At 62.5% G+C, this 18008-nt stretch carries 19 protein-coding genes; 3 read left to right on the plus strand and 16 right to left on the minus strand.

The features are described 5' to 3' along the window. Positions 1–2 precede the first annotated feature (2 nt). Both AC1ROB_RS10010 and AC1ROB_RS10015 read right to left on the minus strand, forming a co-directional pair. The gene (locus AC1ROB_RS10010) at positions 3–686 is read right to left on the minus strand and encodes a response regulator (protein WP_492971327.1); all 684 of its coding nucleotides are present in this window, start codon (positions 684–686) and stop codon (positions 3–5) included. Positions 687–700: 14 nt separating this feature from the next. Beyond that, positions 701–1195, minus strand: coding sequence for a MarR family winged helix-turn-helix transcriptional regulator (locus AC1ROB_RS10015; RefSeq protein WP_492971326.1), 495 nt, complete (start codon positions 1193–1195; stop codon positions 701–703). 175 nt (positions 1196–1370) lie between these two features. Here AC1ROB_RS10015 and AC1ROB_RS10020 point away from each other — a divergent pair, with 175 nt between their 5' ends. Then, entirely contained in the window at positions 1371–2255 is an 885-nt protein-coding gene (locus AC1ROB_RS10020) for a branched-chain amino acid aminotransferase (RefSeq protein WP_492971325.1), read from the plus strand. A gap of 73 nt (positions 2256–2328) precedes the next feature. Here the strand turns inward: AC1ROB_RS10020 and AC1ROB_RS10025 are convergent, their stop codons facing one another. The 8 genes from AC1ROB_RS10025 to uvrB all read right to left on the minus strand — a co-directional run bounded on the left by AC1ROB_RS10025 (position 2329) and on the right by uvrB (position 10119). Next, positions 2329–2955 (minus strand): PAS domain-containing protein, encoded by a 627-nt coding sequence (locus AC1ROB_RS10025; protein WP_493031415.1) that lies wholly within the window; start codon positions 2953–2955, stop codon positions 2329–2331. A 109-nt stretch (positions 2956–3064) separates the two neighbouring features. Beyond that, a complete protein-coding gene (locus tag AC1ROB_RS10030; protein ID WP_492971323.1) occupies positions 3065–3529 on the minus strand; it encodes a molybdenum cofactor biosynthesis protein MoaE in 465 nt (154 codons plus the stop codon). Positions 3530–3533: 4 nt separating this feature from the next. Further along, positions 3534–3785: a molybdopterin converting factor subunit 1 gene (gene moaD, locus AC1ROB_RS10035; RefSeq protein WP_492971322.1), complete on the minus strand. Its 252-nt coding sequence runs from the start codon at positions 3783–3785 to the stop codon at positions 3534–3536. Position 3786: 1 nt separating this feature from the next. After that, a complete protein-coding gene (pgsA, locus tag AC1ROB_RS10040; RefSeq protein ID WP_492971321.1) occupies positions 3787–4368 on the minus strand; it encodes a CDP-diacylglycerol--glycerol-3-phosphate 3-phosphatidyltransferase in 582 nt (193 codons plus the stop codon). Between the two features lie 63 nt (positions 4369–4431). Further along, positions 4432–6327: an excinuclease ABC subunit UvrC gene (gene uvrC, locus AC1ROB_RS10045; protein ID WP_492971320.1), complete on the minus strand. Its 1896-nt coding sequence runs from the start codon at positions 6325–6327 to the stop codon at positions 4432–4434. 333 nt (positions 6328–6660) lie between these two features. Further along, positions 6661–7089, minus strand: coding sequence for a dihydroneopterin aldolase (gene folB / locus AC1ROB_RS10050; protein ID WP_492971319.1), 429 nt, complete (start codon positions 7087–7089; stop codon positions 6661–6663). 1 nt (position 7090) lies between these two features. Continuing rightward, positions 7091–7882, minus strand: a complete 792-nt coding sequence (locus tag AC1ROB_RS10055) for an SDR family oxidoreductase (RefSeq protein WP_492971318.1) — start codon at positions 7880–7882, stop codon at positions 7091–7093. Continuing rightward, positions 7882–10119 (minus strand): excinuclease ABC subunit UvrB, encoded by a 2238-nt coding sequence (gene uvrB / locus AC1ROB_RS10060; RefSeq protein ID WP_492971317.1) that lies wholly within the window; start codon positions 10117–10119, stop codon positions 7882–7884. The genes AC1ROB_RS10055 and uvrB overlap by 1 nt, the downstream gene beginning before the upstream one ends. A gap of 123 nt (positions 10120–10242) precedes the next feature. On the opposite strand from uvrB, the gene rfbB reads away from it, so the two are divergent. Both rfbB and rfbA read left to right on the plus strand, forming a co-directional pair. Further along, the gene (rfbB, locus tag AC1ROB_RS10065) at positions 10243–11313 is read left to right on the plus strand and encodes a dTDP-glucose 4,6-dehydratase (RefSeq protein WP_492971316.1); all 1071 of its coding nucleotides are present in this window, start codon (positions 10243–10245) and stop codon (positions 11311–11313) included. Beyond that, positions 11310–12179 carry a glucose-1-phosphate thymidylyltransferase RfbA gene (rfbA, locus tag AC1ROB_RS10070; RefSeq protein WP_492971315.1) on the plus strand — a complete coding sequence of 290 codons (870 nt, stop codon included), beginning with the start codon at positions 11310–11312 and terminating at the stop codon, positions 12177–12179. Before rfbB ends, rfbA begins: the two co-directional genes overlap by 4 nt. A 66-nt stretch (positions 12180–12245) precedes the next feature. Here the strand turns inward: rfbA and AC1ROB_RS10075 are convergent, their stop codons facing one another. From AC1ROB_RS10075 to AC1ROB_RS10100, 6 genes are all read right to left on the minus strand, one after another. Then, positions 12246–13229 carry a branched-chain amino acid ABC transporter permease gene (locus AC1ROB_RS10075; RefSeq protein WP_492971314.1) on the minus strand — a complete coding sequence of 328 codons (984 nt, stop codon included), beginning with the start codon at positions 13227–13229 and terminating at the stop codon, positions 12246–12248. Positions 13230–13239: 10 nt separating this feature from the next. Then, positions 13240–14121 (minus strand): branched-chain amino acid ABC transporter permease, encoded by an 882-nt coding sequence (locus tag AC1ROB_RS10080; protein ID WP_492971313.1) that lies wholly within the window; start codon positions 14119–14121, stop codon positions 13240–13242. Between the two features lie 64 nt (positions 14122–14185). Beyond that, a complete protein-coding gene (locus tag AC1ROB_RS10085; protein ID WP_492971312.1) occupies positions 14186–15397 on the minus strand; it encodes an ABC transporter substrate-binding protein in 1212 nt (403 codons plus the stop codon). 27 nt (positions 15398–15424) lie between these two features. Beyond that, positions 15425–16135, minus strand: a complete 711-nt coding sequence (locus AC1ROB_RS10090) for an ABC transporter ATP-binding protein (protein WP_492971311.1) — start codon at positions 16133–16135, stop codon at positions 15425–15427. After that, positions 16128–16883 (minus strand): ABC transporter ATP-binding protein, encoded by a 756-nt coding sequence (locus AC1ROB_RS10095; protein WP_492971310.1) that lies wholly within the window; start codon positions 16881–16883, stop codon positions 16128–16130. Before AC1ROB_RS10095 ends, AC1ROB_RS10090 begins: the two co-directional genes overlap by 8 nt. Before the next feature lie 136 nt (positions 16884–17019). Beyond that, on the minus strand, positions 17020–17967 hold the full coding sequence (locus tag AC1ROB_RS10100) for a DMT family transporter (RefSeq protein ID WP_492971309.1): 948 nt from the start codon (positions 17965–17967) through the stop codon (positions 17020–17022). Positions 17968–18008: the final 41 nt, after the last annotated feature.

Below are 18008 nucleotides of genomic sequence, written 5' to 3' on the forward strand. Positions count from 1 at the left end.
GACTATTCGGTCCAGAGCACATAGCCTTCGCCCCACACCGTCTGGAGGAAACGCGGATTGCGCGGATCGGCCTCGATCTTGCGGCGCAGGCGGGTGATCTGCACATCCACCGCCCGGCTTTCGCCCGGCGTGCTGGGATCGGCCAGCGCGGCGCGTGGCACGGTTTGCCCCGGGGCGCGAGCAAGGATGCGGAGCAACTGGGCCTCGCCCGTGGTCAGCGGCACGGTTTCCTCGCCACGTTTCAGGTCGCCGCGTACGGCGTCGAAGGCAAAGTCGCCGAACCGCACCGGCGCAGTGGCCGCGACAGCCGTCGGCCGTACCGCGCGTTTGAGAATGGCATTGATTCTCAGGGTCAACTCGCGGGGCTCGAAGGGTTTGGGCAGATAGTCGTCGGCCCCGGTTTCCAGACCCTGGATACGGTCTTCGGCTTCGCCCCGGGCTGTGAGCAGAATGACGGGAACCGTGTTATTGCGGCTGCGCAATTCGCGGACGAATTCAAACCCGTTCTGCCCGGGCATCATCACATCGACGATTAGCAGGTCGAAGCTGACCGAGGCCAGCTTGGCGGCGGCGTCGGCGGCATCCTCGGCGCTGGTGACGCGAAAATTCTGGCCCGCGAGGTAACGCGACAGCAGGGTGCGGATGCGCTCGTCGTCATCAACAACCAGGATATGCGGTTCAGCCATCTCCATCGCAGCGGTCAGCGACGCTGGATGGCGCGCAGGATGCCGGCGCGCTCGGCCTCGTCGATCAGGCCTGCCAGAACCTTGCGATAGCCGGCTACGGCTTCGGCGCCCGCCTCGCGATAGGCCTGGGCCACCTTGGCCTGCTGAACCGTGCTGATCTGGCGTTCCAGATGCTTGCCCTGATCGGTCAGGAATAGCTGGCGCTGCCGGCGGTCCCGCGTACCCTGCTGTTGACGGACGAAGCCGCCTTCGATCAGGGCGGAGAGGACCCGCGACAGGCTCTGTTTGGTGATGCGCAGAATGGCCAGCAGCTCTGCCACGGTGATGCCCGGGTTGCCGCTGATGAAATGCAACGCGCGGTGATGCGCGCGGCCGAAACCATAGCGTTCCAGAATTTCATCCGGTCCGCGGGTGAAATCCCGGTAGGCGTAGAACAGCAGCTCCACCGCCTGGCGAAGCTCGTCTTCGCGCAGGAACAAGGGGTTGGCCAGCGATTTCAAATCAGTCATGATCTTCTATATGGCGCAAAGACATAGCTGGCCACAAGGTGGCCGTGCGGGGGTAGATTAAACTACCTGGAGGAAAATTATGTCAGCAGTGTTGACGTAATTTGCTTAGATTGTTACTTTTGGGACCAGAACAGCGTAATAATAATACTCACCGGTTTCGCCAAGGAGCAGTCCTATGTCTCTTATTCCGTATGATGATCGCGATGGTTCGATCTGGTTCGACGGCAAGCTGATCCCGTTCCGGGACGCCAAGCTGCATGTCCTCAGCCATGGCCTGCATTATGCGTCCTGCGTCTTCGAAGGCGAGCGGGCCTATGATGGCAATGTGTTTCACCTGACGGAGCACAGCCAGCGCCTGATCGATTCGGCCAAGCTGATGGATTTCACGCTGCCCTATTCGGTCGAAGAGATTGACCGCGCCACCCGCGAGACCATCGCCGCCAACAAGATGCCGAACTGCTATGTACGCCCGGTCGCCTGGCGCGGTTCTGAAATGATGGGTGTTGCCGCCCAGCAGAACAAGATTCATGTCGCCATCGCGGTGTGGGAGTGGCCGAGCTACTTCTCGCCGGAAGCCAAGATGAAGGGACTGCGTCTGCAGATCAGCGACTGGCGTCGCCCGGCCCCCAACACCGCGCCGACCCAGGCGAAGGCGGCCGGCCTGTATATGATCTGCACCCTGTCCAAGCATAAGGCCGAGCGCGACGGTTATCAGGATGCCCTGATGCTCGATTGGCGTGGTCAGGTCGCTGAAGCGACGGGGGCCAATGTCTTCTTTGCCAAGGACGGCAAACTGCATACGCCGACGCCGGACTGCTTCCTGGATGGCATCACGCGTCGTGCGGTGATCGCCATGGCTAAGGGCCGCGGGATCGAAGTGATTGAGCGCCCCATCCAGCCGGAAGAAATGGCTGGCTTCGATGAGTGTTTCCTCACCGGCACGGCGGCTGAAGTGACACCGGTCAGCGAGATCGGGCCCTACAAGTTCACGCCGGGCAAGATCTGCCAGACTCTGCTGGGCGAATTCGACCTCGCCACGCGCGGCAAGGCTGCGGCCTGATTGGCTGCGCTGAAACAACGAACGGCCGCGTAGCGATACGCGGCCGTTTTCGTTTTCGGGCGGGCTGCTGGTATCAGCGGGCGGTCTGCAACACCGGACAATAATAATCGTACTGGAACCCGCAGATCTGTTCATCGCGCTGGATGCGTTCGCCGACCAGGCCACCCAGTAGCATGTCGATCGCCTGGCCATCGCCAGAGAGCGGCAGCAGCAGCGTCTCGAAGCCCAGCATGCGGCCGCTTGGCGCAACAGTATATTTGCCGGCGGCATAGGCCGGCCCGTGGGTTTCGAGCGGAATATTGAAGAAGGCTTCCACCACCACGGCGTTGGCCCCGAACAGGGTTTCGTCAACGGTGCGGTTGGTGGTCTCGCGGCCCATCGACCCGACAATGCCGGTGCCGACGAGACGGAACTGGAAACGGGGAGTGGCGCTGTGCTGCACATTGATCAGGGCAACGAAGGGCAGGAACGGCACCATTTCGTCGGGCTGCAGGTCGGCTCGGGCCGGCAGCCGGCCCAGATAGCCCTCCTTGGCTTCCCAGTAGTTCAGCAGATTGCGCAGCGATTTGCTTCGAATGCGATCCGCAGTCACCGAAGCGATCACTTCGGTTTTTGGCACATTCGGATCTGTTGAAGACATGAGCGGGTAATAACTCTTGAGCTGTGAAAGCGCCTGCGCGACTGCCAGCATATGACGCATGCGGGTCGCTGCGGAACGGTAAAGTTGCCGTCCGTATGCCTAGGACATGCCATAGGAGCGGGCCTCAGTAAACCGCAATTTCACATGGGGAAAATAGTACGACTGTATGTCAGCGGCGCCAGCGCGCGGCCGCCTCGTCGTCGCTTGTCTTGGCCTCGACCCAGCGGCGGCCGGCGCCGGTTTCTTCCAGTTTCCAGAACGGAGCCCGGGTTTTCAGCCAGTCGACCAGGAAGGCGCTGGCTTCAAAAGCGGCCTGGCGGTGCGCGGAGGTTGTGATGACCAGGACTATCCGGTCCCCAGGGGCGAGTTCACCATACCGGTGGACGACCAGACAGCCGTCCAGCGGCCAGCGTTGCTCGGCTTCACTGACGATGGCCTCCAGTTGCCGCTCGGTCATGCCCGGATAGTGCTCCAGGGTCATGGTCTGGGGACCGGGGGCATCACTGCCGGCTGGACTGAAATCCCGGACCAGGCCGCTGAAGGTGACGGCAGCGCCGATATGCGTTCGCCCGGCGGTCATGCGCTCCAGTTCCGCGGCCGTATCGAAATCCTCGCGCTGGACCCGCACCGTCATGGCGTCAGCCTCCGGTTACCGGCGGGAAGATGGCGATCTCGTCGCCAGCCGCGACGGCCTGCTCTGGTCCGGCATAATCCTGGTTCACCGCAACGCGCACGAGGGCGGGGTTGGACAGCGCGGCTTCATGGCCAGCGCTTTGTCCACGCAGCCAGACGAGCAGATCGGCGACCGTGCGCACGCTGTCGGGTGGAGAGATGGTTTCTTCTGCGACACCGACCCGCTCACGCAGCAGGGCAAAATACAGGACCCGCATCTCAGTCCGAGCCTTTGGATTCATCGGGTTCGAGCGCCATATGCCGCAGACCGGTCTGCAGGTAATCCCAGCCGGTATAGAGCGTCAGCACGGCAGCGATCCACAGACCGACCTCACCAGTGAAGCGTACATGCAGAATGTCAGGTCCATGATCGCCGACGATCAGGAATCCGAGTGCGATGAGCTGCACGGTGGTTTTCCATTTTGCCAGGCGTGAGACAGGCACCTTCACGCGCAGTTCGGCAAGAAATTCGCGCAGGCCGGTCACAGTGATCTCGCGGCACATGATGACCACGGCGGCCACGCATGTAATGCGGTCGATGCGATCGAAGGCGATCAGCATCATGATGACGGCGGCGACCAGCAGCTTGTCGGCGACCGGATCGAGGAAGCGGCCGAGGTCTGACATCTGGCCCCATTTGCGGGCCAGATAACCGTCGAACCAGTCGGTGATGCCGGCAGCCGCGAAGAGGCCAAGGGGCACCCAGGCGCTCCAGGCGCCGGGCAGGAAGAAGGCCGCGCAGATCGCCGGAATCGCCAGGATGCGCGAGACGGTCAGGATATTGGGCAGGCTGTTCAGCATGACGCCGCAGTATCGCATGGGTGGCCAAACGGGGCCAGTGCCGGCCCGGCCGCAGGCCCGGCGTCAGGCACCATGGAAGTGATCGTAGACACGTTTGGCCACGGCTTTGCTGACGCCCGGCACAGCTTCAAGATCGGCAAGGCCGGCCCGGGAAACGGCTTTGGCCGAACCGAAATGCAGGAGCAACGCCTTCTTGCGCGCTGCCCCGATGCCGGCAATCTCGTCCAGCGGGGATTTCACCTGGTCCTTGGCACGTTTGGCGCGATGGGTGCCGATGGCAAAGCGATGCGCCTCGTCGCGCAGGCGCTGAAGGAAAAACAGCACAGGATGGCGCGGCTCCAGCATGAAGGGGTCGCGGCCGGGCAGGAAGAACTGCTCGCGCCCGGCATTGCGATCCGGTCCCTTGGCGATGCCGACCACCGGCACGTCAGAGACGCCCAGTTCCTCCATCACCTGCATCACGGCGCTCAACTGACCTTTGCCGCCGTCGATCAGCAGCAAGTCCGGCCAGTCGGCGGCATTGTCCTCTTCGCTGTCTTCCTTTAGCAGGCGTTTGAATCGACGGCCGAGCACTTCCTTCATCATCGCATAGTCGTCGCCCGGCTCGATCTCTTCGCCCTTGATGTTGAACTTGCGGTAGGCATTCTTGCGCATGCCTTCGGGGCCAGCGACGATCATGGCGCCGACCGCATGACGGCCCATGATGTGGCTGTTGTCGTAAACCTCGATTCGCTGCGGCGGAGCATCCAGTCCGAACAGCTCGGCGACGCCAGCCAGCAGCTTCTGCTGCGACGCGGCCTCGGCCAGGCGTCGGTGCAGCGCATCGCGGGCATTGGTGATGGCGCCCTGCACCAGGTCGCGCTTGGTGCCGCGCTGCGGGACCAGCAGCTCGACCTTGTGGCCGCTATGCTGGCTCAGGGCTTCCTCGATGAGCGGGGCGTTCTCGACCGGGTCGCTGAGCAGGATCAGGCGGGGCGCGTCGCGCTGGGCATAGAACTGCCCGATGAAGGCGTCCAGCACCTCGCTGATTTCCACATCGCGGGTATGGGCGGGGAAATAGGCGCGGTTGCCGAAATTCTGACCGGCACGGAAGAAGAAGATCTGGATGCAAACCAAGCCGCCCTCGGCATGCACGGCGATCACATCGGCATTCTCGACATCGACGAGATTGATATCCTGCTTTTGGCTGATATGGGCCAGGGCACGGATGCGGTCGCGCAGTTCGGCAGCGGTCTCGTAATCCCGCTCGTCGGCGGCCTGCTGCATGCGGGCCTGCCATTTGTCCAGGATGTTGCGGTTCCGGCCGCCAAGGAAATCACGGGCTTCGTTCACGATGGCGCCGTAATCCACCTCGCTGATGCGGTTCACGCAGGGCGCGGTGCAGCGTTTGATCTGGTACTGCAGGCAGGGGCGGGTGCGACCGGCGAACTCGCTGTCGGTGCAACTGCGCAGCGGAAAGGCGCGCGAAATGGCGTTCAGGGTGACATGGACGGCGCCGGTGGAGGCAAAGGGGCCGAAATAGTCGCCTTTGATATCGCGCGATCCCCGATGCTTGTTGATGCTCGGATAGGGATGGTCGCGGGCGACCAGAATATATGGGAAGGATTTGTCGTCCTTCAGCAGCACATTGAAGGGGGGCTGCAGCTGTTTGACCATATTGGCCTCAAGCAGCAGGGCTTCGGCCTCGGTATGGGTGCTGGTCACCTCGACGGCATGGACCTGCCGGACCATGCGCTGGATACGGATGCTGAGGGTCGGCAGCTTGGTATAGTTGGCAACACGCTTCTTGAGCGAGCGTGCCTTGCCGACGTAGAGGACCTCGCCCCTGGCATCCAGCATGCGGTAAATGCCGGGCCCGGTCGGCAGCAGCGGCAGATGCCGCGCGATCACTGTGGCGCCGATCTCTGCCGGCAGCAAAGCCTCCGGTTGCGGCGGGGACACGGGCTCTGGCTCAGTCATACCCGTTACCATAATGCCAAAAACCCAATGATTACACAGCGTTGACGAAATCGTCCCAAGCCTGTGGATAAATTTGTGGGGAAAGTTGCCTGGTTTTTCAATTCCCGCGATACCAATGCACCAGTGCCGTTGGGAAGGCGTTGCAGGCATCTCCCCTAAATTATTGTAGTGCCGTATCTATTGTCAGTTATCCACATGCAACCCGAATCGCAGGAGGCTGACCGATCCGTCAGTAATAACCCCAAAGGGCCTGTGTATAAGACAGCCTGGGATATGAAATGCCGCGCAGAGTCAAGCTCTAACACCAGTCTGTTATGCGCAGTTTATTTTGCGTCAGGCACGGCGGCGTTCGATCTCGACGCCGACACCGGCGGCTTCCGTAATGGCGTCAGGCTTTTCCACCCTCACGCGTGTGCGAAAGACCCGCTCGTCTTCCAGGCAGATCGCCGCCAGCCGCTCGGCCAGGGTTTCGACAAGATCGACATGGCCCTCGGCCAGCAATGCCTTGGTGCGCTTGACCAGCTGCTCGTAGCAGACGACCTCGGCGTAGGAGCGCGGCGGCTCGCCCGGGGTCTCGGCCACCCACAGCTCGAGATTGACCAACAGTTTCTGAGGCTTGGTCCGTTCTTCCGGGTAAATCCCGATCAGGGCGTCCAGCAGCAGATCACGGACGAAGACGCGTCGCGCCGGCTGGCTGGCTTCGGCAATCGCGGGGACCGGGATTTCGGCCCAGGCAGCCCGGGCACGAGCATGGATCGTCATCTCATTCCTCCGGCTCGCCGGGACTTCCTGTGAGCGGCGCCCCGCCCTGTTGCCAAGGCAGATGCTGGCCGCCATCCAAGGCGATCATCTGGCCCGTGACGGCCGGGGCGTCAAGCAGGAATCCGACGGCTGCGGCAATCTCGCCCGGTTCGGCACCCCGTTTCAGCGGCGTGGCGTCCCATTGCTTGCGGAACTGCGCATCCGACTGGCGCGGACTGGGCAGCACCGGGCCCGGACCGATGGCATTGACCCGGATTCGGGGAGCCAGGGCCATGGCCAGGGTCTGGGTCAGGCTCCACAGACCGGCCTTGGAGACGGTGTAGGAGGCAAAGTGCGGCGTCAGGCGCCAGACCCGCATATCGACCAGATTGACGATATTCCCGGCAACGCCATCCGGCAGCTGGCGGGCGAAGGCCTGCGCCAGGAAGAAAGGGGCTTTCAGGTTGATATCGAGATGGCTGTCCCAGCCGGCTTCCGTGGCCGTCTCGACATGGTCGTAATCGAAGACCGAGGCATTGTTGACCAGCAGCGACAGCGGACCCAGGGCCATGGCCGCCTGGTCTGTCAGACCGGCAACCGCCTGATGGTCTGCCAGATCGGCCTGCACGACGGCAGCCTTGCTACCGGACCGCATTATCTCGGCAACCAGCGTTTCGGCTTCGTCGCGCGAGGCGTTGCAGTGAACGGCAAGGTGATAGCCGCGCCCGGCCAGATACAGGGCGATAGCCCGGCCGATGCGGCGGCCGGCGCCGGTGACCAGCGCGGTGGGCGCCAGAGGGGAAACGGCGGCCATCAGCGTTTGCTGCCGCGATAGGCGCGCCGCGAGCCGGCGCGGCCGGCCGTCGAGCGACCGGCAGGGCGTGGCGCGGCAGCGGCTTCCTCGGACAGGCCGAGCGGCTTGCGGTTCAGGATGCCGATTTCCAGCTCGTTCATTTCCAGCCGCTTGATTTCGTCGCGCAGGCGGGCGGCTTCCTCGAATTCCAGGTTGCCGGCCGCATCCTGCATGCGCTTTTCCAGTTCAGCCAGATGGGCCTTCAGGTTGTTGCCCACCAGATGGCCGCCGGCCGCGTCACCGGCATCGACAGTGAAGTGGTCCTGTTCGTAGACCGACTGCAGGATATCGCCGATCTGCTTGCGGATGCTTTCCGGGGTGATGCCATTGGCTTCGTTATAGGCCTGCTGCTTGGCGCGGCGCCGGGCGGTCTCGTCCAGCGCGCGCTTCATGCTGTTGGTGATCTTGTCGGCATAGAGGATGGCGCGGCCCTCGACGTTGCGGGCGGCGCGGCCGATGGTCTGCACCAGTGAGGTTTCCGAGCGCAGGAAGCCTTCCTTGTCGGCATCCAGGATAGCGACCAAGGCGCATTCGGGAATATCCAGGCCCTCGCGCAGCAGGTTGATGCCGATCAGGATATCGAAGACGCCGAGCCGCAGGTCGCGCAGGATTTCGATACGCTCCAGCGTTTCGATGTCCGAATGCAGGTAGCGCACCTTCAGGCCGACTTCGGTCATGTATTCGGTCAGGTCTTCCGACATGCGTTTGGTCAGGGTGGTGACCAGCACGCGATGGCCTTTGCGAACCATCTCCTTGCATTCGGCCAGCAGGTCATCGACCTGATGCTCGACGGGGCGGATTTCGGTCACCGGATCGATCAGGCCGGTGGGGCGGATCACCTGCTCGGAGAAGGCGCCGCCAGTGCGTTCCATCTCCCATTTGCCCGGTGTGGCCGAGACGAATACGCTCTGGGGCCGCAACTGTTCCCATTCGCGGAAACGCAGCGGCCGGTTGTCGATGCAGGAGGGCAGGCGGAAGCCGTATTCGGCCAGTGTTGCCTTGCGCCGGAAGTCGCCGCGGAACATGCCGCCGATCTGCGGCACGGTGACATGGCTTTCGTCGACGAACAGCAGGGCGTTGTCGGGCAGGTATTCGAACAGCGTGGGCGGCGGCGCGCCGGGGCCGCGGCCGGTGAGGTAGCGGGAATAGTTTTCGATGCCGGCGCAGGCGCCGGTGGCCACCATCATTTCCAGGTCGAAGCTGGTGCGCTGCTCCAGCCGCTGCGCTTCCACCAGGCGGCCCATTTTATTGAGCTGGTCCAGCCGCAGGCGCAGGTCGATCTTGATCTGCTCGATGGCCTGATTGAGCGTCGGCTTCGGCGTCACATAGTGGCTGTTGGCGTAGAGTTTCACGGCGTCCATGCTGCCGGTCTTGTGGCCGGTCAGCGGATCGAACTCGACGATGCTTTCCAGTTCGTCGCCGAACAACGACAGACGCCAGGCACGGTCCTCCATATGGGACGGGAAGATCTCCACGCCATCGCCCCGCACGCGGAAGGCACCACGGGCAAAAGCGGTGTCGTTGCGCCGATACTGCAGGTCGACCAGACGGCGCAGCAGCGTATCGCGATCGAGACGGTCGCCGGCCTTCAGGTTCAGCGTCATCTCCGAATAGGTTTCGACCGAGCCGATACCGTAGATGCAGGAGACCGAGGCCACGATGATGACGTCGTCCCGCTCGAGCAGGGCGCGCGTGGCCGAGTGGCGCATGCGGTCGATCTGCTCGTTTACGGAAGAATCCTTTTCGATATAGGTGTCGCTGCGGGCGACATAGGCTTCCGGCTGGTAATAGTCGTAATAGGAAACGAAGTATTCCACCGCGTTGTTGGGGAAGAAGGCCTTCATCTCGCCATAAAGCTGTGCGGCTAATGTCTTGTTCGGCGCCAGGATCAGGGCCGGCCGGCCGGTGCGGGCAATGATCTGCGCCATGGTGAAGGTCTTGCCCGAACCGGTGACGCCAAGCAGTACCTGGTCGCGTTCATCCTTCAGGATGCCGTCGGTCAGTTCCGCGATGGCGGTCGGCTGGTCGCCTTTGGGCTCGTAGGGGGCCTGCAGGTCATAGGCAATGCCGCCCTCGCTCTTGTCGGGGCGCGGCGGCCGGTGCGGCACGAAATCCGGGAAGTTCGCATCGGCGAAACGGTCCGGATCCTCGATTTCGCGTTCCATGCTCTGGGACGGGGTGCTGGAGGTCTGGCTCATGGCTGCCAATATGGTGCGTCTGCCGCCTGTCGCCAACCCGCAGGTCAGAAACTGTCAGGTATTCCGGCCAAGTCTTTCAGCCCGGAAGGGGCTCCGGTATACATTTCCACAGGGAGACCTGTCATGACCGTGATCGTTACCGGCGGCGCCGGGTTTATCGGCTCCGCCCTTGTCCGCCGCCTGAACGCCCAGAAGCGTCCTGTCGTCACCATCGACAAGCTGACCTATGCCGGCAACCCGGACAATCTGACGGGCCTGCCGCATCCGGACCTGCACCGTTTCGAGCAAGTCGATATCTGCGATCGCGCGGCGATCCGGCGCATCTACGCCGAGGTAAAGCCGCAGGCGGTTTATCACCTGGCGGCCGAAAGCCATGTCGACCGTTCGATCGACAGTCCGGCGCCGTTTATCGAAACCAATGTGACCGGCAGCCTGGTGCTGCTGGAAGCCGGGCTGGAACACTGGCGTGGACTGGACGGTACGGCGAAGCACCAGTTCCGTCACCTGCAGGTGTCCACCGACGAGGTCTATGGCGAGCTGGGCGAAACCGGCCTGTTCGACGAACACAGCCCCTACCAGCCGAACTCGCCTTATGCGGCGAGCAAGGCGGCCGCTGACCATCTGGTGCGCGCCTTCGGCCGCACCTATGGCCTGCCGATCCTGATCACCAATTGCGGCAACAATTACGGCCCGTATCAATTCCCGGAAAAACTGATCCCGCTCACCGTGCTGAATGCTCTGGAAGGCAAGCCGCTGCCGATCTATGGCAAGGGCCAGCAGGTGCGCGACTGGATCCATGCCGAGGACCATGCTGCCGCCCTGCAACTGGCCGTGGAAAAAGGCCGCCCGGGCGAGACCTATCTGGTCGGCGCCAAGGGCGAGCAGCGCAACATCGACCTGGTCAACCGGCTCTGTGCCATCCTCGACACGCTGGTGCCGCGGCAGGATCGCAAGGGCTACGCCTCGCTGATCACCTATGTCACCGACCGGCCGGGCCATGATGCGCGCTATGCCATCGATCCGAGCAAGGCCGAGCGCGAGCTGGGCTGGAAACCGTCTTATGACCTGCAGGCAGGCCTGACGGCGACGGTGCAGTGGTATCTCGACAATTTGGCCTGGTGCCGCAATGCCGGCCAGGCCTATGACCGCGGCCGTATCGGCCTGGGATCGGACAAGGCGGGAGCGAAGGCATGAAGGGCATCATTCTCGCCGGCGGCACCGGCAGCCGGCTGCATCCGGCAACCACGGTGACCAGCAAACAGCTGCTGCCGGTCTATGACAAGCCGATGATCTACTACCCGCTCAGCACCCTGATGCTGGCTGGCATTCGCGATATCCTGGTGATCACCACGCCGCGCGACGCCGAAGCCTTCAGCAGCCTGCTGCATGATGGCAGCCAGTGGGGCCTGTCGATCTCCTATGCCGTGCAGCCCGAACCCAAGGGCATCTCGCAGGCCTTCATCATCGGCCGCGATTTCATCGCCGGCGACCGCTGCGCCCTGGTGCTGGGCGACAATATCTTCTACGGCGAAGGCTTCGGCGCCATCCTGCAGCGGGCTGCTGAACGCGAGACCGGCGCCACCGTGTTCGGCTACTGGGTTGCCGATCCGGAACGCTACGGCGTCCTGGAACTCGGCGCCGATAAAAGCGTGAAAGCCATCATCGAAAAGCCCGATCCGGCGCCCAGCAACTGGGCGGTGACGGGGTTGTATTTCTACGACCGCACGGTCTGCGATATCGCGGCCGATCTCAAGCCGTCGAAGCGCGGCGAGCTGGAGATCACCGATCTCAACAATGTCTACTTGCAGCGTGGGGATCTGAGCGTCGAGCTGTTCGGCCGCGGTTTTGCATGGCTGGATACCGGTACGCCCGACAGCCTGCTGGATGCCGGCAATTTCATCGCCACAGTGGAAAAACGCCAGGGCCTGAAGATCGCCGCACCCGAAGAGATCGCTTGGCGGCAGGGCTATATCGATGCCGCCCAGGTGGAAAAGATCGCGGCGGCTTATGGCAAGAATGCCTACGGCCAGTATCTGCGGCTGATCCTCAAGCAGGGTTGAACAGACCCGCAGAAAGAAAAAGGCCCGGGGAAACCCGGGCCTTTTCGATTCAGCTGCGCTTTGCGATCAGGCGCGATCCTCGCGGCGCTGCCACCAGGCTGCGATTTCACCGACGATGCCTTTGCGGAAGGCCAGCACGACGACGACGAAGATGAAGCCCTGGATGACCAGCACCCACTCGCCGAAGCCGGCGAGATAGTTCTGCATGGTGATGATGATGCCGGCGCCAACGATCGGCCCGAAGACGGTGCCCATGCCGCCGACCAGCGTCATCAGCACGACCTCACCCGACATCTGCCAGGTGACGTCGGTGAGTGAAGCGAGCTGGAAGACCAGCGCTTTGGTCGCACCGGCAAGGCCGGCGAGGGCGGCCGAGAGCACGAAGGCGACCAGCTTGTAATGATCGACGCGATAGCCCAGCGAGATGGCACGCGGCTCGTTCTCGCGGATGGCTTTCAGCACCTGGCCAAACGGCGAATGGATGGTGCGCCAGATCACCAGGAAACCGAAGGCGAAGATCGCCAGCACGATATAGTAGAAGGCGAGGTCGTTCTTGGTGTCGATCAGGCCAAAGAGGGCGCGGCGCGGAATGGCCTGGATGCCGTCTTCGCCGCCGGTGAACTTGGCCTGCACGCAGTAGAAGAACACCATCTGCGAGAGGGCTAGCGTCACCATGGCGAAATAAATGCCCTGGCGGCGAATGGCGAGCAGCCCGGTGACCAGGCCGAGGATAGCGGCACAGGCGGTGGCGGCCAGAATGCCGAGTTCTGGCGACCAGCCCAGCGTCTTGACGGTATGGCCGCTGATATAGGCGGCGAAGCCGAAGAACATGGCGTGCCCGAACGACAGCAGGCCGACATAGCCGATGAGCAGGTTGAAGGCGAGCGCGAAGAGCGCAAAGCACAGCACCTTCATCAGGAAGACCGGGTAGACCATGGCCGGAGCGACCAGGGCGAGCGCGATGAAGCCGGCGAAGATCGCGAGGTCGCGGTTCTTGCGGGCGGTGCCGGGCTTGGCGGTAGTGGGGGCGACGGATGCGGCAGCAGTCATGGCTGGTCCCTTACTTCTGGGTGCCGAACAGGCCGGCGGGCTTCACCATCAGCACGATGGCCATGATGATGAAGATCACGGTGTTGGAGGCTTCGGGGTAGAAGACCTTGGTCAGGCCCTCGATGATGCCGAGCGCGAAGCCGGTGATAATGGCGCCCAAGATGGAGCCCATGCCGCCGATGACGACCACGGCGAAGACGATGATGATGAGGTTGGACCCCATCACCGGGCTGACGTTATAGGCCGGCGCGGCCAGCACGCCAGCCAGGGCGGCCAGACCGACGCCGAAACCGTAGGTGAGCGTGATCATGCGCGGCACGTTGATGCCGAAGGCCTGGACCAAGTCGGGACGCTCGGTGGCGGCGCGCAGGTAGGAGCCCAGCTTGGTGCGCTCGATCATGAACCAGGTGCCGAAGCAGATCACGAGAGACGCCACCACGACCCAGGCGCGGTAGTTGGGCAGGAACATGAAGTCGAGCCGCATGCCGCCGGGCAGCGGGTTGGCGTAAGGCAGGCCGCTTGAGCCGAACTGCTTGCGGAAAAAGCCCTCGATCATCAGGGCGAGGCCGAAGGTCAGCAGCAGGCCATACAGATGGTCTAGGTGATATAGGCGCTTCAGGAACAGCTTTTCCAGCAGGATGCCGCTGGCGGCGACGATCACCGGCGCCAGGACCAGCGCACCCCAGTAGGGAATGCCAAGCCAGTTGAGCAGCATCCAGGCCACGAAGGCGCCCATCATATACTGGGCGCCGTGGGTGAAATTGATCACGTTGAGCAGGCCGAAGATCACGGCCAGGCCCAGGCTCATCATGGCGTAGAAGGCGCCATTGATCAGGCCCAGCAGCAGCTGGCCGAACAGCATTTGCGGCGCAATGCCCAACAACTCGAACATCGAAAGTCCCCCGGGAGAAAAAGTACGGCGCCGGTAGTCGATGCTACCGGCGCCGCTAGCAGACTTAGCTCTTTACCAGCTCGCAGCCGCCGTCCTTAAGCGGACGGAAGGCTTCTTCGGCGGGGATCGTGGCGCGCAGATGCACGTAATCCCACGGACCCTTCGACTCCGACGGCTTCTTGGCTTCAAAGAGATACATCGGATGGACGTGGCGGCCGTCGACACGGATGCTGCCCTTGCCGAACAGTTTATCGTCGGTCGGCAGTTCCTTCATCTTCTCCACAACCTTGACACCATCGGCATCGCTCTTCAGCGCTTCCACGGCCTTCAGGTAATGGAACACCGAGGAATACACACCGGCCTGCACCATCGAGGGGTAGAGCCCCTTGTTGGCGGCGGCGAATTCCTTGGCGAAGGCGCGGTTGGAGTCGTTCAGATCCCAGTACCAGGCTTCGGTGAAGGTCAGGCCCTGAGCGGTCTTCAGACCCAGCGCATGAACGTCGGTGATGAACATCAGCATTGCCGCCAGCTTCTGACCGCCTTCGGTGATGCCGAATTCAGCCGCCTGCTTGATCGAGTTGATGGTATCGCCGCCGGCATTGGCCAGGCCGATGACCTTCGCCTTCGATGCCTGCGCCTGCAGCAGGAAGGACGAGAAGTCGGTGCCCGGGAAGGGATGACGCACGGCGCCAAGCACTTTGCCGCCAGTGTTCTTCACCAACTCGCTGGTATCGCGCTCCAGCGCATGGCCGAAGGCATAGTCGGCGGTGAGGAAGAACCAGCTGTCGCCGCCGGTCTTCACCAGCGCCTTGCCGGTGCCGTTGGCCAGAGCCCAGGTGTCATAGGTCCAGTGCACGGTGTTGGGCGAGCAGACCTTGCCGGTCAGATCAGACGTTGCCGGGCCCGAACCGAGGAAGACCTTGTTCTTCTCGCGGCTGATCTGGTTGACGGCGAGCGCCACCGAGGAGGTGGGAACGTCGGCGACAACATCGACCTTGTCGACATCATACCACTGGCGGACGATGTTCGAGCCGATATCAGGCTTGTTCTGGTGATCGGCGAAGACCACCTCGACCTTCAGGCCCTTGGCGGCGGCACCGAAATCTTCCACCGCCTTGCGGGCGGCCCAGACCGAACCCTGACCCGACAGATCGGCATAGAGGCCCGACTGGTCGTTCAGCACGCCGATCTTGATGACGCCATCGCTAAACTGGGCGTTGGCACTGCCGGCGGCGAGCAAAGCTGCCGCAGAAACAGCCAAAGTCTTTAAACGCATCGTTTCCTCCTTGGTTAAACCTGCCTGTTAAACACCGAGATATGTTTCAAGCTTCTTGGTTGATGTTGCGACCTGGTCGTTCGGGATCATGTCGATGACCTTGCCGTGTTCGACGACGTAGTGGCGGTCGGCCACCGTGCTGGCGAAGCGGAAGTTCTGCTCGACCAGCAAAATCGTGTAGCCCTTGGATTTCAGCAGACGGATCATCGCGCCGATCTGCTGCACGATGACGGGCGCCAGACCTTCGGTCGGCTCGTCCAGCAGCAACAGATTCGCGCCGGTGCGCAGGATGCGGCCGATCGCCAGCATCTGCTGCTCGCCGCCACTGAGCTTGGTGCCCTGGCTTTTCAGCCGTTCCTTGAGGTTGGGGAAGATCTGGTAAATCTCCTCCAGGCTCATGCCGCCAGCCTTGACCACCGGCGGCAGCGTCAGGTTCTCGTAGACGTTCAGGCTCGAGAAGATGCCGCGCTCTTCCGGACAGAAGGCCAGCCCGAGCTTGGCGATCTTGTTCGACGGCAGCTGGATCAGTTCCTGCCCCTCGAAGCTTACCGAGCCCTTGCGCGCCGGGATCATCCCCATCACGGCCTTCATGGTCGTGGTCTTGCCGGCGCCATTGCGGCCCAGCAGGGTCACGACCTCGCCCTTGTTCACCTCGAACTGCATGCCATGCAGGATATGGCTCTCGCCGTACCAAGCGTTCAGACCGGATACTGCCAGCTCTGCCTTACCGTTATGCATGGCCGGTCCCCATATACGCCTCGATCACTTCCGGGTTCTTCGACACGGTGTCGTAGTTGCCTTCTGCCAAGATCTCGCCCCGGCGCAGCACCGTGATGGTGTCGCTGAGCCTGGCGACGACACTGAGATTGTGCTCGACCATCAGAACCGTACGGTTCTGCGCCACTTTCTTGATCAGGTCGGAAATCTTGTTGATATCCTCGTGGCCCATGCCGGCCATCGGTTCGTCCAGCAGCATCATCTCTGGCTCGAGCGCCAGCGTCGTGGCGATTTCCAGAGCCCGCTTGCGCCCGTAGGGCAGTTCGACAGCGGTGTGCTTGCGATACTCGATCAGACCGACAGCTTCCAGCAGTTCTTCCGCGCGGTCGTTCAGCGCGTTCAGGCTGCTTTCCGACTTCCAGAAATGGAAGCTCGTCCCCAGCGGACGCTGCAGTGCCACGCGCACGTTTTCCAGCAGGCTCAGATGCGGAAACACCGCCGAGATCTGGAACGACCGCACCATCCCGCTGCGCGCGATATCTGCCGGCTTCTGGCTAGTGATATCTCGCCCGTTATAGGTGATCGTCCCGCGGCTCGGGCTCAGGAACTTGGTCAGAAGGTTGAAAAACGTCGTCTTGCCGGCCCCGTTCGGACCGATCAGCGCATGGATGGTGTGGCGTTTTACATTCAGGTTGACGTCCTTCACCGCAATGAAGCCGGCGAATTCCTTGGTCAGACCTGAAGTCGCGAGAATGTAATCGTCGGTCATTATCCCAGACGCTGTTTGATTTTTGCTCCCTGGCGCCGGTATTCCGGACGCGGCGCAAATCAAACGGGATTCGACCGTACTTGTAAATAGCCTCGGGGCTACAAAGCGTTGTGTCGGGAATTAAGGAATATTGTGCCTAACTTCGCGGCAGGACAGTTTCCGCCGGGGGAGTGGTGGCCGCTTCCCGGGCAGCCCGGCGGGCGAGTTGGTGCTCGCGATAGGTAATATAGGTGGCGCAGGCGAAAATCACTGAGCCGCCGATCCAGGTCCAGAGATCGGGCACCTGGCCGAAGAAGAAGAAGCCGAGCATGGCGGCCCAGATCAGCTTGGTGAAATCGAGAGGCATAAGCATGGTCGTGTCCCCATGCTTGAAGGCCTCGGTGAACAGCATATGGCCGGCCGAGCCGCAGGCGCCCAGGATGAACAGCAGGAGCAGTTGTTCCCAGGTCGGCCACTGCCAGACAAACAGCGCGGCCACGAAAGTGATCGGTATGAGGAAGACCACCATGTAGGTGGCAATGGTCAGGCTGGAATCGGTACGGGCCAGGATCTTGATGTCGATCATCGATCCGGCCCAGAGCACGGTCGAGCCAATGACCAGCAGGGGGCCTAGTCCGATCGGCACGACGCCGGGGCGCAGCACGACCAGGGCGCCGAGGAAGCCGATCGCCAGAGCGGCAATGCGGCGGGCATGCAGCTTCTCGCGCAGTACCAGCACGGCGCCGATGGTCATGAACAGCGGCGCCGTGTAGGACAATGCCGTGGCTTCAGCCAGCGGCGTAATTGCCAGGGCGGTGAAGAACATCATCATCGATGTGCTGTTCAGCGCCCCGCGGATGGCATGCAGGTGAATCTTTGTGGTCCTGAAGGCCTGGAAGCGGCTGCTGACGATGGCCGGGAACAGGACCACGAAGCCAAACAGGTTGCGGAAAAACGCCACTTCGATGGGTGGCAGGCCTTGCGACACCTTGGCGACCAAGGCATGCATGGCGGTAAAGCACAGCGTTGAGCCGATCATCATCGCCATCGCCTTGATCAGGGGGGATGCGGTGGTCGGCGTGGCGGCGAGGGGAACTTCGGACATCAGCTCGGTGTAGCTCTAAAGCATTAACATTTCAGGTTGTT

The organism is Ferrovibrio sp. GW821-FHT12F09 (assembly GCF_058806775.1).